11 protein-coding genes are annotated in these 16,921 nt (G+C 43.0%); 7 read left to right on the forward strand and 4 right to left on the reverse strand.

What is annotated here, in order from left to right:
* Positions 1 to 31: 31 nt before the first annotated feature.
* From AC3RPL_RS01675 to AC3RPL_RS01690, 4 genes are all read right to left on the reverse strand, one after another.
* The gene (locus tag AC3RPL_RS01675; protein WP_490738738.1) at positions 32 to 1,309 is read right to left on the reverse strand and encodes an MFS transporter; all 1,278 of its coding nucleotides are present in this window, start codon (positions 1,307 to 1,309) and stop codon (positions 32 to 34) included.
* A gap of 216 nt (positions 1,310 to 1,525) precedes the next feature.
* A complete protein-coding gene (locus AC3RPL_RS01680) occupies positions 1,526 to 2,212 on the reverse strand; it encodes a FadR/GntR family transcriptional regulator (protein WP_490738739.1) in 687 nt (228 codons plus the stop codon).
* A gap of 24 nt (positions 2,213 to 2,236) precedes the next feature.
* Positions 2,237 to 3,262, reverse strand: coding sequence for a zinc-dependent alcohol dehydrogenase (locus AC3RPL_RS01685; RefSeq protein WP_490738740.1), 1,026 nt, complete (start codon positions 3,260 to 3,262; stop codon positions 2,237 to 2,239).
* A 794-nt stretch (positions 3,263 to 4,056) separates the two neighbouring features.
* The gene (locus tag AC3RPL_RS01690; protein ID WP_034934001.1) at positions 4,057 to 4,647 is read right to left on the reverse strand and encodes a cyclic nucleotide-binding domain-containing protein; all 591 of its coding nucleotides are present in this window, start codon (positions 4,645 to 4,647) and stop codon (positions 4,057 to 4,059) included.
* A gap of 1,939 nt (positions 4,648 to 6,586) precedes the next feature.
* On the opposite strand from AC3RPL_RS01690, the gene AC3RPL_RS01695 reads away from it, so the two are divergent.
* From AC3RPL_RS01695 to AC3RPL_RS01725, 7 genes are all read left to right on the forward strand, one after another.
* A complete protein-coding gene (locus AC3RPL_RS01695; RefSeq protein WP_052018654.1) occupies positions 6,587 to 7,903 on the forward strand; it encodes a TolC family outer membrane protein in 1,317 nt (438 codons plus the stop codon).
* A gap of 23 nt (positions 7,904 to 7,926) precedes the next feature.
* On the forward strand, positions 7,927 to 9,186 hold the full coding sequence (locus AC3RPL_RS01700; protein ID WP_490738741.1) for an HlyD family secretion protein: 1,260 nt from the start codon (positions 7,927 to 7,929) through the stop codon (positions 9,184 to 9,186).
* A gap of 30 nt (positions 9,187 to 9,216) precedes the next feature.
* Positions 9,217 to 11,271, forward strand: coding sequence for a peptidase domain-containing ABC transporter (locus AC3RPL_RS01705; RefSeq protein WP_490738742.1), 2,055 nt, complete (start codon positions 9,217 to 9,219; stop codon positions 11,269 to 11,271).
* A gap of 318 nt (positions 11,272 to 11,589) precedes the next feature.
* On the forward strand, positions 11,590 to 12,117 hold the full coding sequence (locus AC3RPL_RS01710; RefSeq protein ID WP_490738743.1) for a winged helix-turn-helix domain-containing protein: 528 nt from the start codon (positions 11,590 to 11,592) through the stop codon (positions 12,115 to 12,117).
* A 901-nt stretch (positions 12,118 to 13,018) separates the two neighbouring features.
* A complete protein-coding gene (locus tag AC3RPL_RS01715; protein ID WP_490738744.1) occupies positions 13,019 to 13,549 on the forward strand; it encodes a fimbrial protein in 531 nt (176 codons plus the stop codon).
* Positions 13,550 to 13,604: 55 nt separating this feature from the next.
* Positions 13,605 to 14,288: a fimbrial biogenesis chaperone gene (locus AC3RPL_RS01720; RefSeq protein WP_490738745.1), complete on the forward strand. Its 684-nt coding sequence runs from the start codon at positions 13,605 to 13,607 to the stop codon at positions 14,286 to 14,288.
* A 79-nt stretch (positions 14,289 to 14,367) separates the two neighbouring features.
* Positions 14,368 to 16,920 (forward strand): fimbria/pilus outer membrane usher protein, encoded by a 2,553-nt coding sequence (locus AC3RPL_RS01725; protein ID WP_490738746.1) that lies wholly within the window; start codon positions 14,368 to 14,370, stop codon positions 16,918 to 16,920.
* The last annotated feature ends 1 nt before the right edge of the window (position 16,921 follow it).

Consider the following 16,921-nt stretch of genomic DNA (forward strand, 5'->3'; position numbering starts at 1 on the left):
TCCTGAATGCTAATAACGAAGAAAAATACCCTTATTTAACAGCCATACTGGTATTTTCCGTCCTTTTAAAATTAATTCCTTTGAATCTGCTAATAATCAGCAACGCAAATATGCCACCTGTCGCCGTCACCGCCACCAGTAACCATATTAATAATGAAGGGCTGTAATTAATGATGGCCGGTGAGAATAAAGAAATCAGCGCAACGACAAATCGTGATACGGCATAGGTCATTCCCTGCACCGTTGCTCTGATATTTACCGGGAAGCTTTCCTGAATCCACACTTTATAAATTGCCTCGCCCGAAAAAGGCACGCTGATGCCATAGATAAAGAGACAGACAAACATGATGGTGGCGTTTTGCGCGCCGGTAATGGCCATGACTGAAATAGCAATAATCTGCCCAGCCAATCCGGTAAAATACATCCGGTTGCGCCAGGGTGTATCTGCAATACGGCTGAATATGATGGCGCAGAGTAAGCCAATTACAATCATGGGAAAAGAGATGCCGGTAGCCATCTCCTGGCTTGCTCCGCTGACTTTTGTCAGCAGATAAAATTTGAACTGTCCGGTGGTATTTGCCGTGATATTCTCAAAAATGTAATAACCGCCAATGAGAAGTAGAGGAACCAAAAACCCGGAAGCAAAAAGCGCGCGGTAACCCAAGTCTGACGCATTGTCTGGTTCTTTTTCCACGGGAAGTTGTTTTTCAATTTCTCTGATGGGTTTATAAAAACAGCGAAGCAGCCAGGTCAGAGTGCCCAGCACGGCCAGATGTAGCCAGAGTATTTTCAGGCCATATACGCCCAGTGAAGCCACGGCAAAACCAATAGCCGTTACGCCCAGAATACCCACACTCCACATCACCTGAGTGAATGCAATAAATTTTCCCTGCTTCCCCTTTGGGGCACGCTCCGAAATAATTGACAGTGAAGTAGGCAGGTCAGCGCCCGCAGAAATTCCGCTGATAATAATTCCGACAAAGAGAAAAGAAATACTTTCAGCAAAAACGATACAGAACACGCCAACCGAATACATAAACACCGTAATACTGAATACCCTTGTTCGCCCAAAAATATCGGCGAGCCGTCCTCCTATCAGGGCGCCAATCGCAATACAGGCGGTAGAAACCGCAGAGACAGAACCAATAACCAGAGCAGTGGCCTGATAATGTGTTTCCCATAATGCCAGGCTTATTCCTATAGAAACAATTAACCCGGCATCGAGATAAGAAGCCATCCCTGCGAGAACAGTAATTATCCACATGGACCTGTCGCGTTTTTTTTCGGCATCGTTGTCACGCTCTTTCATATATTCACCATTGATAAACAATCATCCTGAAGGCATTGTTTTATGATTATATTGACGAGTCAGCCCACCCGGATTTTATTTCCCAGCCTGGAGATAAGCAGCAATCAGAAGTAACGGATGACGTTTATACCTTCTGATTTCAGGCACTGATTCTCCAGATCAGTGGTAATAATCACGCTGGCAGGAAAGACCCTGCTGATAAAGGTGAGTAGGCAATCAGATAAAGTGAGTTATTCTTTCGAGATGATTAACCATAGCACTCCTTGCATTATGTCCATTGCCTTCCCTGATGGCTTGCACAATTTTTTTGTGATCATCATTAAAAAGCACGAGTTCTTCCAGGCTGGAATCCGGTTCATCGAGATTTAAATAAGGAATATTAACCCGACGATTCCAGACTATTTTATTCATTTCACTAAGAATATTATTTGCGGAAATTTCCCCGAGTGATAAATGAAATTTTCTGTCTGACCGATAAAAATCAGCCACACGGTTTTCGCGGATACAAAAATCCATCTCTTCAACCAACATATTCAATATGTCAACGTCTTTGTCAGTATGAGAATTGGCCACAATAGTGACAAGCTCACACTCCACAGCCTGACGGGCCTGCATAACATGATGGGGAGAATACTCGTATGAAGGCAGAGTCAGACTCTCACGACCCTGCATTTCGCAAACATAAATACCACTACCAGAGCGAATCTCCACCCAACCTGAAAGCTCCAGAACAATTAATGCCTCACGCAAAGTCGAACGGCCAATATTAAGTAACTTCGACATTTCACGTTCAGCAGGTAACAACTCTCCTGGTTGATAACGCCCCTGCCGGATCAGACCGATTAAGATATTTGCTGCTTTTTGATACAAACGTTCTTTTTTCACTTCATAAGCTGAATACATTGGGAATATCCTGTATGAAAACAGTCATTGTGAAAAAACAGCATTTACCTTCAGATACCTGTCCGGGAAATCTGATAATTCTGCGATTAATTCAGGAATTTCATGCATGGTAATAACCTTACTGAGAACCGATGCAGCAGGAATAATGCCTGAAGAAAGCAGTTCAATCGCTTCCACAAACTCATTGGCGCTGGTACGGGAGCCACGAATATCTGTCTCTTTAAAAGTAATCAGGTTAGTGGGCAATAATGTCTCTTCTTTGGGCCACCCTGTAAGCGCGATGCGACCGGCAAAAGAGACATAATCCAGCGTGGAACGAATGGCACTATTGGCCCCTGAAGCTTCAATGACCACCTCAGCCATTCGTCCTCTGGTAATCTCGCGGATTTGTTCGATAACAGCCGTGCTGGCTGGATTAATTTTGTGTGGGATACCGTTCTGAGAAGCATGATCGAGTCTTTTCTGAACAATATCAATCAGCACAGGCGTTGCCCCGTAATGTATTGCCACCATTGCGGCCATCAGGCCGATAGCACCGGCACCAATAATAACCACATGCTCTCCTGCTTTTACCTCCGTGCGATGCAACGCATGCAAAGCAATGGTCAACGGTTCAGCCAGAGGTGCTGTAGAAAGAGGCATATCTTCCGGCAATTTATGCAGTAAATGAGCAGGATGAACAAACCGCTCACGCATACCACCATCAATATGCACGCCAATTACCTTTAAATTTTCACAACAGTTTGGGCGACCAATTATGCAGGGATAGCATTTACCACACCAGATGTAAGGGTCAACAATAACCCGATCGCCCGGGCTGAGATTCTTCGCATTATTGTTAATACTCAGAATACGTCCCACTATCTCATGTCCCAATATTCTGGGATAGGTCACCAGAGGATTTGTCCCTCTGTATGCGCCAATGTCTGAACCACAAATACCTGCGGCTTCAACTGCTATCAGCGCCTCATTATCACCTGGCTCCCCCAAAGACTTTTGACGGATACCCACTTTGTCAGGAGCCTGCAATACCACACAGTCTGTATTCATACCTTAATCTCTGTAAATATTTCCATTTTTACAGGCCGATATTATTAATATGTGGCCTTCTGGCCTGACCACATTTTCAGTTAACAGCCATCATAATTTAAAATAAATTCTTTACTAAGAAAAATGCAGATGAAATCACAAAATAAAAGAAAATAAGCTTAACTTCATAAGGTTACGAAATTAATAATATATTTCCAGCCTGGTCTCCGTTATGTGAGGTTTGTCGATAACATCTTTACAGCGATGCCACTTAAAAATAAACAATGGCAAAAACACAAAGGTAATTTTCAGAAATGAAAAAAACGTTTAAAAAAACATCACATAAGGAAAATATTGACAGATTAGGGAAGGCAGAAAATATTTCATTTCCTGAATAAAAAGCACGGAAAGGTAGTCTGACGGTAGCAGTTTAATTCATTAAGATTCAGTCGGTGTCAGAGGCTTTTATACGACGAATCAGAACCCGCGAGGTCAGATGAGAAACCCGGCGCATCGTGTGCAGAAACTTACAGGCCAGTTGAGGCATCAGGAAGTCGTTTCACTGGAAAGATATCACGGCGTCGAGGAAAACGTTCGACCACTCTGTTGTGCTTAACACAGCAATAAAGCATGACTTATGCAGTTCTCAAAGAAGACTGCGACCAGAGCAAGTCCCTGCGATCTTTATCCACAGGGTGGAACAGACCTGACGCCATAAACAAAAACGGTAAAATTATAACACCATGAGGCATTTGGCCGGGCAACCTCCTTACTGGCAGACATCCCCTGCAATTCTCTCAGGTATGGCAAGCTGTCTAATCAAAACGCCCTCTGTCCAGTGATATTTCACCACTCTCCTTCATCTCCTTCAGTACGCGGCTGATTGAGCTTTTGGATAAGTCAGAACTATTTTCGATCAAATACATCACTGAAAATCTTTTCTGCAAATGCTGTGGAATTTTTTGCCAGCGCTGTACCAGCGCCCGGACTTCCTCAGAAGAGGTGCTTTTGTTCAGTGAAATCACATTCATCAGATCGGTATATTGTGCCGACATAATATTCATAACCTCATCAACCATCTTCTTTTCGTTTACAAATTTCCAGAAGGAATCATAATCAATATGTTTTATTTTCCCGTAGTCAACTCGTTCCAGATACAACGGCACCTCCTGTGACGAAGGTATGAAACCGATGATATAGGGAGCTGACAAAATACTCAGTATCTTATTGTTCCCTTTTATCTTAAGACAAAAGTCACCCTCTAACAGAAGATATACGACACGGGAATCATTTTTATAAAATTTATATCTGCGCTTGCCTCTGGATATCTCATCAGGTTCAGAGTTTTCCGCATCAGACAAGATTGAATTAATTATTAGTTCACTACTTTTAAGAGCGCTAAACATATACTTTCCAACTGTATTAGACCTACAATCGTATATGACCAGACACCATTGCATGATTAGCTTTTTCCCTCCCCCGACTTCAGGTCTGGCTTAAGTAATCATCCGGATATTCCAGCACGATGCAGAAAGAACCCCTGGCTGTATGCCAAATAACGATCGCCAGCGACCTTACCTGGTCAGAAAAAAACGATGATATGCCTTATATGTATACTAAATTGCGAGTTATTTTTATATCCCGACAAGATTAATCTCATAGAAAGCCCCTGGTGTTATGTGTTTGTATATAGGCTAAAGCGACAATTAAGTTATCGCTGTTATATTTTCGGCTACTATTGGAAAGTTAAATATAAATTAACATTTAACTCCAATAGCGAAAACGCCAATAAAAGGCTATGAACTACAACAATATTACGCTTAGTATGCCATTTATCAGGCCCTTTTCCTCAGTTAAAATAAAAATTCCCACACTCATTTTACACTAATTGTTATTAATTTTCCGTAGAGCCATCTCATAATCACTGATGCAACGGTCATGATATTTTGTTAATTTAAAATAAAATACATGTTGATTATTCATACTTTTTTTATAAAAAACCACGCTGACTCCTGAAGCCAGGAAATTCGTTATTATACCAGGAAAACTCTGTTTATCCTCTGCTATCCGGCCCTTAACTACACAAAAAATATTACATGAGAAATTAAACAGCACATGATTACGACATTATTTTTATGAATTATTTAATCCAATCTTAAATAAACCTTACCGACACATTAGATTAACACGCACTCCAAATAAACCCCAAAACGGAATCAGCATGAATAAAAACCATTATGCTATAAATAAGAAAAAAGAAATGAAAGAGATAAAGCAAAATACAATAATGAAGAAAAAATAAAATAAAATAAATTCAATAAATTAGCCACACATGCACTCACTGAGGATGATGAGTTTACAAAACTCATTTAAAAAAAATGCATGAGTAAGTAAGATAACACCGGGAGTAATCAACAGAGCAACATTATCACTCTGCTCAGTTCATATATGTTAAGAAAAAAAACAACAACACGTAATGACAGCCAGTCATACACCAGTGTTAAATTGAAGCCAGACTAATCGCTTGCGTTCAGCAACATTAACTTAATCGGATGATTTATTCATAGTGAAAGCACTTTGCAGTAGTTATTTTTTTGGCACAAATGATTATAAGAAAACATCGGAGGTGATATTATCACAATCTCCATTTTTAATAATCATCGCACCGCAATGATAATGTAAACAGAAAAAAATTCAGGAAATAATAAAAAATTTCAGGCGCAGATTCCTGTTATATTCTTTTTTATAACATTCGCATTCAAATACAGCAAAAAAACAAAAAAAATAGGACTACAAGAGATAGCGATAATAGATCAATCATCAATTAGCATCTGTTCAATGAGATAAAAAAAGAGTATCTTTACGCTCGCAGAATTCAACCTCATGCTAAATACGGATATATCTTCACAGCACATCCTGTTGTCATCACGTGAAGAGAGAACATCAACTCGGTGATATTTATGGAAACAAAGCATAAGCCAGACATAACTTCTGGAACACAAAAGATGTTATCCATCTCAATGGGTGACAACCTCTCTGTGGATAATATAAGCAATGAAAAACATTGTACTTTTTCAGATCTAAAACAATATAAATTGTCAGGGACCCCACTCATTTCTACTGTCATTCCCAAAGAAAAATCGGGAATGCACCCTCTGAAATTTCCGATTAATCCGGAATGTGAATACACATTATTAAAATCGTCACACAGCGTTATTGTCAAAAAAAGTCTGGCACTCGCCTGTGTTCAGAAAATAAAAAAATGTAGATATATCAGTAATGAAAATCTTGTGAACTCAGGTTTTTTGTCCCCAAAATATTATTTCCATGGGACATTTTAGCCCCATGAAAATAGAAATTTTCGTATTATATTCGGTAATAGCCTGTTTTTTTGTTAACAGTGCCCAGGCAGTCAATCTTCAACAGTCAGTACTGGCTGCAAGTCATTGGGATAGTGAATATCAGGCCGCTGTTGAACTGCATGATGCTGAAGGTCAAAAACGCTATCAGGGTTTTGCCGGCCTGCTACCAGAGATCACGCTTAATGGTACCTGGTACAAACAGGATCAACCCGGCGCTTCCTATGCCGCTGGTATCAAACGTCATAACTACAGCCTGAATCTCCAGCAACCGATTTTTGATCTCAGCCGCTATGCCAACTGGCAGCGGGCGAAAGCAACGGCCAACGCAGCTGACGCTACCTTTATGTTGGCTCAACAGAAACTGATTCAGGCTGTAGCTAAAGCCTATTTTTCTGTGCTTTTTGCCCGTAAAAAGCTGGACACATCGCAACAGGAATCAAGGGCCTATCAGTTTCAGTTAAATAAAGCCAGACAGGGACTTGCCATTGGTGATGGTACCCAACTGGATATTGATGAAGCCAAAGCCAGTTATGACCGCTCAATAGCAGAGATGTTATCTGCTGAAAACGATCTCAATCAGGCTGGGATTGATTTTAACCGCCTTACCGGACTGGCAGCCGATGAAATAAAAGAAGGGGATCTGCAATGTCTCTTTCATCCGGTAAACGAGAAAATCGACTCCGCAGTACAACGTGCTACACAGAAAAATTTCAATGTTATTGCTGCCATTCATCACCTGGAAGAAGCAAAAGCTGATGTGACTGCAACCACAGCGGCACATCTTCCGGTGGTATCACTGCAAGCTATATATGGTAATAACTGGAGCCGAGCAGAAGATGGCAATCTGCTGGATGAAGTCTTTGGTACCACATCAAAAACCCGTAATACCTATATTGGCGTCAATGTATCAGTGCCTATTTTTGCCGGGGGAAAAATGTTGTCGCAAAGTTTTGAGGCAGCAAGTCGCCGTAATCAGAATGTTCTTCTGGTAGAGGATGCCAGGCGTAAGGTTGCACAGGATGCCAGAATTTCATGGTTGGGCATGAAAAACAGTCTGGAAAAAATTCAGGCTTACACACGGCTGCAATCTTCTTCGAGAAAGAAACTCGACTCGACAATTTACGGAACCGAAGTGGGTCTGCGAACGTTGCTTGATCAGTTTGATGCTGAGAAGGATTTATTTCGTGCCATACAGGACCGGACCGAAGCAGAAAATAATTTTCTGCAACAGAAAATACAGTTAGATGCCTCAACGGGCGATTTGGATTATTCAACATTGAATAATTATGTCTGTCATTAGTTAAAGGTAAGGTAATTAAACCTATGAGCGATAAATTATTCAGGGATGAAGCGCTGGAAGCTAATCGGTCCAAAGCCGTGGGCAAGGTGGCCCTTTATTGCCCCCCCTGGCGATGGGTTCATATATCACTGGTCATCTTTGTCACAATAATTGTGGTTTTGTTTTGTATTTTTGGTAGTTACACCAAAAGGGAAACAGCTAAAGGTTCACTACGCCCCGTTCAGGGGATGATGAACATCATGGCGGTCAACAGCGGCACCATTACCGATATTAATATGGTGGAAGGCCAGAGAGTAAAAAAAGGGGATATTTTGGCCACCGTTTCTTCCGAAATTGCCACGCAACTTGGGCTGACACGCGTAATGATTGCGCAACAGTTGGAACAGCAAAAAGCGGGACTGGAACTTGAGCGCAAAAATCTCAATATTTTGAATCATGAAACACTCAGAGGACTCGAAGAAAAAAGGGTCCTGCTGTTACAGCAAGCCGATCAACTTAAACGCATGAAAAATCAGCGAGTTCTTCAGGTAAACCTGGCACGTAATCAGGTAAATAAATTGCAACTGATGCGTGAAAAAGGCTTTGCATCTGCAACCCAGGTTGAACAGCAACAATCCGCGCTGCTGGATGCTGAAGCGCGGCTTCTTGAAGTCGATCGACAGCGGGTTGATGTGCAACAACAGTTAACCCAGACAGATCAGCAGCTGCGGGAACAACCCGCTAATTTTCAAAGTAAAAAAAATGAGATTGAGCGACAGCTCGCCACAGTACAACAATCGCTGGTGGAAAATGAATCGCGTCGTTCTGTCAGACTGGAGGCACCAGAGGACGCCGTTGTTGGGTCGGTACTGGTAAAACCCGGACAAATTGTCTCTTCCGGGCAGTCAGTCGCTTCACTGTTGCCGGAAAACGCAGAATTACAGGCACGTATTATGCTGAGCAGCCGGGCTATTGGGTTTATCAAACCGGGTCAGCGGGTGGTGCTGCGCTATGAAGCCTACCCTTCACAGAAATTCGGGCCGCAGTTTGGCATTGTTACTGATGTTTCCCGCGTTTCACTCTCGCCGCAGGAAGTTTCTCATATTACCGGAGATATGCAGGTCCAGGAGTCGTTTTATCAGGTTCGCGTCAAACTTGATCATCAGTTTGTTCGCGCCTACGGCAAGGAGGAAAAACTCCAGCCAGGAGGGGCTCTGGAAGCAGACTTCATTATCGATAAACGTCGTGTATACGAATGGGTGCTTGAGCCTTTGTATGCATTAGGTCGCCAGACGTCTGTTTAACCTGTTTATTTTATTCCGGGCTTAATTACTATGAAAATATTAGAAGACTTACAATTCTCGTGGCGGAAAAAACTGCCTGTACTGCATCAGACCCAGGCCGCAGAATGCGGACTGACCTGCGTCGGGATGATAGCCGGTTATTATGGCCACAAAACCGACATGATTACCCTGCGCCGCTCACATAATACCTCGCAGAAAGGGGCGACGCTGGCTGATGTGATGGTAATCGCCAACAATTTAGGCCTTTCTGGTCGCGCATTACGGCTGGAACTGGATGAACTGGATAAGTTGCAGCTGCCTTGTATCCTGCACTGGGATATGAACCACTTTGTGGTGCTGAAAAAAGTTACAAAAAAATCGATAACTCTGCACGATCCCGCCAGAGGACAATGTGAAATTCCGCTCGACCAGGTTTCTGATTCATTTACCGGCGTGGCGTTAGAGCTTCACCCCAACAGTCATTTTGAAGCAAAAACCGAAAAAACAAGCCTGTCGATGCTGAAGCTTATTGCCGGAGTGTCCGGCATAGGAGCCGCCTTTGCTCAGGTGATGGCGCTCTCCATCGCGCTGGAAATCTTCGGTTTGCTCTCCCCTTTTTATATGCAGTGGGTGATGGACCAGGTGCTGGTTTCCGCCGACAGGGAATTACTGACGCTTTTAAGTTGTGCTTTCCTTTGTGTGGTGGCTCTCAGAACCGCTATTTCAGCGCTACGCTCCTGGGTGACGACATGGTTTTCCAGCCTGCTCAGTGTGCAATGGTCGACCAATGTCTGTACGCACCTGCTGGGGTTGCCGATGACTTATTTTCAGGAACGACACATTGGTGATATCGTCTCGCGATTTGGCTCTATTTCCACTATCCAGAACACACTCACTACCCGTTTTATCAGCTCTGTTCTTGACGGGATAATGGCTATCGTCACCCTGATTGTCCTGTTTTGCTACAACATGACGCTGACTTTAATTGTTCTGGTCACCGTTGCCATTTATACCCTGTTACGCGCCGTCTCCTTCCGCCCATTTCGTCAGGCCAATGAAGACCAGTTAATTGCGGGTGCCAAGGCTCAATCGCAACTACTGGAATCCATTCGCGGGATGCAGGCAGTAAAACTCAATAACAAAGCAGAAATCCGGGTATCAAGTTATGCCGCAGAACTGGTTCAGGTGACCAATAAGGGCATACAGATTCAAAGATTATCGATTTTATTCAGCGTATTACAGGGGCTGGCATCAGGCATCAGCCGGATTGTCCTGGTCTGGTTGGCAGCTATTCAGGTGCTGGATGGCAACTTTACCGGCGGTATGCTGGTCGCCTTTATCAGTTTCTCCGATCAGTTCATCTCGCGAACCACCGGCCTGGTGGATGCCATAATTGAGTTCACTATGTTACGGCTGCATGGTGAACGTCTGGCAGATATTGTGCTGACTGAAAGCGAAGAATACACCGAAAACCAGGTACAACTTGAAGACCAGACCGCAGCCTGTTCCGTAGAGATTCATAACATTGATTTTCGTTACGCTGAAACTGAGCCTTTTATCCTCAAAAACACCAGCCTTACCATTCAGCCTGGCGAATCTGTTGCCATAATTGGCCCTTCCGGTCAGGGGAAAACCACACTGGCGAAACTTCTGTTAGGACTTCTTCGTCCGGAGAGTGGCGAAATCTGTATCAACGGTATCGATATCACCCGGCTGGGAATGAAGTACTACCGCAATCGAATTGGCAGCGTAATGCAGGATGATATTTTATTTGCCGGTTCAATCATGGATAACATCTGCTTTTTTGACGCGGTCTACGATGAAGCACGGGCGATGGAAGTGGCTCAAATTGCCCGGGTACATGAGGACATCATGGCCATGCCAATGGGTTACAACAGTTTAGTAGGTGACATGGGTTCATCTCTCTCTGGTGGTCAGATTCAGCGTGTATTGCTGGCCAGAGCTCTCTATCGTCAGCCACAGCTGTTAATTCTTGATGAAGCCACCAGTCACTTAGATGTTGAAAGAGAGAGTGCTATTAACAACGCTATTGCCAGCATGAACGTGACACGCGTATTATTGCCCATCGCCCGGAAACCATCATGAGCGCAGACAGAGTAATCTGTCTTGATAAAGGCGAAATTCGCCAGATAGATAAAGAGCTCCTGTTTCAACAACGCCCAACGATGATATTGAATTAATACCTTCGCTGAATAAAAAATCAACAATCAGGTGGCTTAGAAGATGCTCCTCCTGATTGTTATCTTTTGATATTTTTTAACCTGAAATCTTATTTTGCCCTTTAATAAAAAACTTATTATTTTCTATTTTATAAAAGCATTTTCATATTTGTTATATTTACAAATAATATACATTAAGGTTACTATTTAAAGCGCCAGAAATAAATTTAAGGCCAGAGAAATTATGAATAACTATTATATCATCAATGATTTTTTGCAATTTTCCCCACTGAGCAACAGATTAACAAAACTAAATGAAAAGAATGTTTATGTTACTCTTAATTCACCGGCCAGTCGGTGTCTGTTAATGCTAATTAAGCAACAAGGCAATATCATCACTCAGCAAGAATTTATGGATGAGGTATGGCAAAAAAAAGGGATGGTTGTTGGAAAAAACACTTACTACCAAAACATATCAATATTAAGAAAAACGTTTAAAAACATTGGAATGGATGAAGACATTGTTATCACCATACCTCGTATTGGTTTAACTCTGGCGCAGGGAGTTGATATTCGTTTTGTTCCTGCTGAAGAAAATAAATCTCTATTAAAATCAAGTAAAAAAACAAGCAGACAGAAAAAAGCATTCCGGATTTACATACGCCACGGGATAGCTTACCGGAATTTCCCTCTGAACCTCCCGAAATATTGTTGCCTGAGCATAACAGCAGTTACATCGAAATTAAGTCAGACGCATCAGCAGAACGTGTGACTGCTCAACCCCTTAAAATTGCAGGAAAGAGATCAAAAATTGGTTGGTTAGTCAGGCCATGCACAAAATACAGAATACTTATTTTTCTTATTTTAATAATAATTCTGACGGCCAGACTGATATTTCAAGCCAGGTCTGAATATGAAGATAAATCGGGAACACTTTCTGACAAAAATTATGTATGCTTATATATGAAAGATAAAAAACAAGATTGAAAATTCAATTACTCTCATAAAAATCACCTGATTGAAAAATTTCAAGCAAACATTAATTAAAAAAAGGCATTCCAAATCCGGATGTGATTTATCGCAAAAATATGATTTATGAAAAAGAAAATTAATTCAGGATAGTTTATATAAATTAAATAAACCTGCAATTATCCATAAGTGTCCTCCCTCTGCTTGTTTTAATCTTATCACCATTTTATTCATTATTTACATTTCTGATATAACTGTCTGAACAGAGTCATCACTCCTTTATTGAGTTATAAATTGACAGGGGTTTATTTTCAAAACCTCAAAAAGAGAACATTTAATAATTGCCATATATCGCTCAACCAAAACTGACTAAAAATATTTAGTCGCGTTATTAAAACCAGCATCTGCGCCAGCTTTAATAACGAAATAAAGATTACAAATAATGCTAATTTTAGTTCCCCCCCCAAAAAAAACCATTTACTCAACCTATCTTAATTAAATTATTTTTTCTGAATATTTCAACACACCCATAAACTTAACTGGCATTCATTTATCATGTAACAATATAGTACCACCGCTGCCAATGTTCCCATTGCAGTAACAACAGACTGGAATCTGTATTTCGTCTTGCATCACATCTCATCAATTAGCGTTAAAGCCTGGTAATGATCAGATCGCCAGGATTAAATTTAAAGGAATAAATAATGAAAAAGATCGTATCTGTTTTAGCATTAATGACCGCTATCTCTTCAGCTTGTGCTGCTGATGGTACCATTAATTTCACAGGGAATATCATTGATGCAGCATGTACCGTTGACCTCAATGGCGCAGGCGCAACAACCATGGATGTTGCGATGGGTAATGTCAGTAAGTCTTCATTTACTGGTGTAGGATCCACTGCCGGCGGTAGTTCCAGTGCGACTAAATTTAATATCCTGCTGAAAAATTGTCCCGAAACGGTGTCCACAGCCACAGTTAAATTTGATGGTACAGCTTACTCAGGTGACAACAGCGTTCTGGCACTGACCGACGAAACTGGCGTAGCTACCGGCGTGGGTATCCAGCTCTCTGACAGCAATGGCGTACTGTCTCTGTTCACTGAATCTGCTGCATATACCCTGACCAGCGGCAGCAATACTAACACTCTGGACTTTACCGCACGCTACATTCAGAAAGCCGCAACCGTAGTAGCTGGTAAAGCTAACTCTGTGGCTACTTTCACCGTTAATTATTAATCTGAACACCATCCATTGCGGATGGTGTTATTCATTATGTTCAGAGGAATGCAGCGTGAGATATGTTCACATATTTCTGTTATCAGTGGTGCTGTCAGTTACAGGGCGTGTAAATGCAGGGGTTATTATTGGTGGTAGTCGACTGGTGTATGAGAGCAGCAAAAAAGAAAAATCGATTAGCGTGGAAAATCCTGATAAATCACCTTTTCTCATCCAGTCATGGATAGAGGATGCCGAAGGTAACAACATCAGACAGGCTTCTCCTTTTATTATTACACCACCTCTGTTCCGGTTAGACGGTGGGCAAAAAAACCTTCTGAGAATTGTCAGAACCACAACTCAGCTTCCTCAGGATAAAGAATCTTTATTCTGGTTAAACATCAAATCCATTCCTTCAAAATCCGAGAATGATAAAAATACGCTACAGATAGCAATACGTTCTCGCCTGAAATTATTCTATCGCCCGGAAGCGCTCAAGGACAGTTCACCTGAAGACTACGGCAATAAACTTCTCTGGCATGCGCAAAATGGTCAACTGAAAGTCACAAACCCATCAAGCTACTTTATGAATTTTTTGTTCATTAAAATTAACGATCATAAAATTATTGATGGCGGTCTGATTGCACCATTATCTTCTGCCACATTCAAACTCCCCGCTCACATTCAGTCTGGCGATATCAGCTGGAAATTAATTAACGACTATGGAGGAACAGGTCAGCTACATCATTCGCGGATTTGATGACCGCCGGGAAATAATCAATCAAATAATGAATGTCTGCTGGACTGTACGACGGGTTATTCATACACGACGGAGTGTGATGATGAATGGGATTCGCAAAGTTAATGCAGGACGCGCGACTCAATGTGTTTGGGCTTTTTTCGTTTCAACAATCGCATATAACTATGCTGGCCATTTTGCTTATGCCAGCGAAACGTTTAACCCCAATTTCCTGCAAACCAGTGGTGGGAATAATATCACCACCGATCTTTCTGTTTTTGAAAAAAAATCACAACCCGAAGGTGTTTATGTTGTCGATATATGGCTGAATGGTTCATTTGTAGAAACAAAACCGGTTAATTTTCACAGCCGACAGGATGCCAGTCGCGCTCTTCCTGAGCCTTGTCTCAATGTTGAATTACTGGCCACCTATGGTGTACGAACAACAGCATTTCCCGGATTAATTAATGATGATAAAAGTTGCACAGAAATTACTGTCATTCCCCAGGCATCTGCCACTTTTAATTTCAGCTTACAGCGCCTGGACCTGAGTATTCCGCAAGCTGCAATGCAAAACAGTGCCAGAGGATTTGTATCATCAGAACAGTTTGACGAAGGAATCACCGCGCTACTGCTTAATTATCGTTTTTCCGGCGCACAAAATAAGGCTTTGAGTCTCTCATCGAGGGACAATAACAGTCAGTATATCAATCTGCGTCCAGGATTGAATTTTGGTGCCTGGCGTTTACGTAACTACAGCACCTGGAACCGCAACTCCCTGAGCGGGGGGAACGGAAAATGGGATACCCTCTACACCTATTTACAACGCAATATCGTTCCGTTGAAAGCTCAGTTAACTTTAGGTGAAAGCACCTCGCCTGCTGAAATTTTTGAAGGTGTTCCTTTTCGTGGTGCTCAGCTCGCCTCAGACGATGAAATGCTGCCAGAAAGCCTGCGGGGATATGCTCCGGTGGTAAAGGGAACCGCGAGGACTAATGCGCAGGTTATTATCCGGCAAAATGGCTACATCATCTATCAAAGCTATGTTGCACCGGGTGCTTTCGAAATCACCGACCTGTATGCAACGGGTGGCAGCGGCGATCTTTATGTGACGGTAAAAGAAGCCGACGGCAGTGAGCAAACTCTGGTGGTGCCCTACGCCTCGCTGCCAGTGTTGGTTCGCGAAGGTTATCTGAAGTACAGCCTGACCACGGGTCAATATCGTCCATACGATAACGCCGTCGAAAAAAAAGCATTTTCTCAGGCAACGGCCATTTATGGTTTGCCCTGGAATTTTACCCTGTATGGCGGAACGCAGGCCGCAGCCAGTTATCAGTCGGTTGCCTTTGGCATCGGGAAAAACGTTGGTCGTTTTGGTGCATTTTCTGGCGATGTCATCAACGCATGGTCGACGGTGAAAAACGCGGCAAGAACCGACGGGCAGTCTTTACGGGTACGCTACAGTAAAAACTTCTATGAAACCGGCACCAACTTTGCCATTGCCGGTTACCGTTACTCAACCCGGGATTATTACTCGTTGCCAGAACTGATGGATACCTGGCGCTCTGGCGTCAGTTCATCGCTGCGGGAACAGGCACGAAATCGCACTGAACTGACACTTAACCAGAACCTGGGATCGACAGCCGGCTCAGTCAGCGTCAGCCTGTTGCGTGAAGACTACTGGAGAACCGAACGGCGTATGGAGTCGATCTCTACCAGTTACAACAACAGCTACAAGGGCATCAGCTATGGCATCGGATACAGTTACAGCCGTAACTCGCAGAATGCCACCCGCACCCGCAGTTACGAAAGAAATCAGATTTTTACCTTCAACATTTCCATCCCGCTGGATCGCTGGTTATCAAATTCATGGGTGAACTATACCGTCGCTCACAGCAAACCGGGAAATACCAGCCATAGCGTTGGGCTTGGCGGTACCGCGCTGGAAAACAATAACCTCTACTGGAATGTGCGTCAGGGCTATACCACTGCGGGTAAAGGTAACAGCGGCAGTGTTGACGGAGGCTATCGCGGGACCTACGGCGAACTCACCGGAGGTTACAGCTATGACCAGGATATGAGGAGACTGAATTATGGCGTGGAGGGAGGGATGATCCTGCATGCAAACGGACTGACTTTGAGCCAGGCCTTTGGCAATACCGCCGCTTTGATAAAGGCACCTGGTGCAGGCGGTGTACAGGTGACTAATCAGACCGGGGTTAAAACGGACTTTCGCGGCTACACGGTTACGCCCAACCTCACCCCTTATCGTCGTGCAAACGTCATGCTCGATACCACAACGCTCTCCAGTGATGTCGATCTGGAACTAAGCACACAAAGCGTGGTGCCAACCCGGGGAGCGATCGTTCGTGCGACTTTCTCCGCTCAGATTGGCGGCAGAGCCATGATGTCTCTTATCTATCAGGGACAGCCCGTTGCCTTTGGCGCAGTGGTCAAAGATGCCGGCGAACAGAATAAACATATTTATATTGTGGGGGATGAAGGACAGGTTTATCTGAACAGTCTGAAGCCTTCAGGTGTTTTGCAGGTGCAATGGGGGAAAAGTTCAGATCAGCAATGTCGTGTGAATTACCTTTTGCCTGAGAAAAAATCAGAAAATGGCATTCAGATGTTGAATGGCGTCTGCCAGTAAT

The organism is Erwinia papayae, assembly GCF_058241465.1.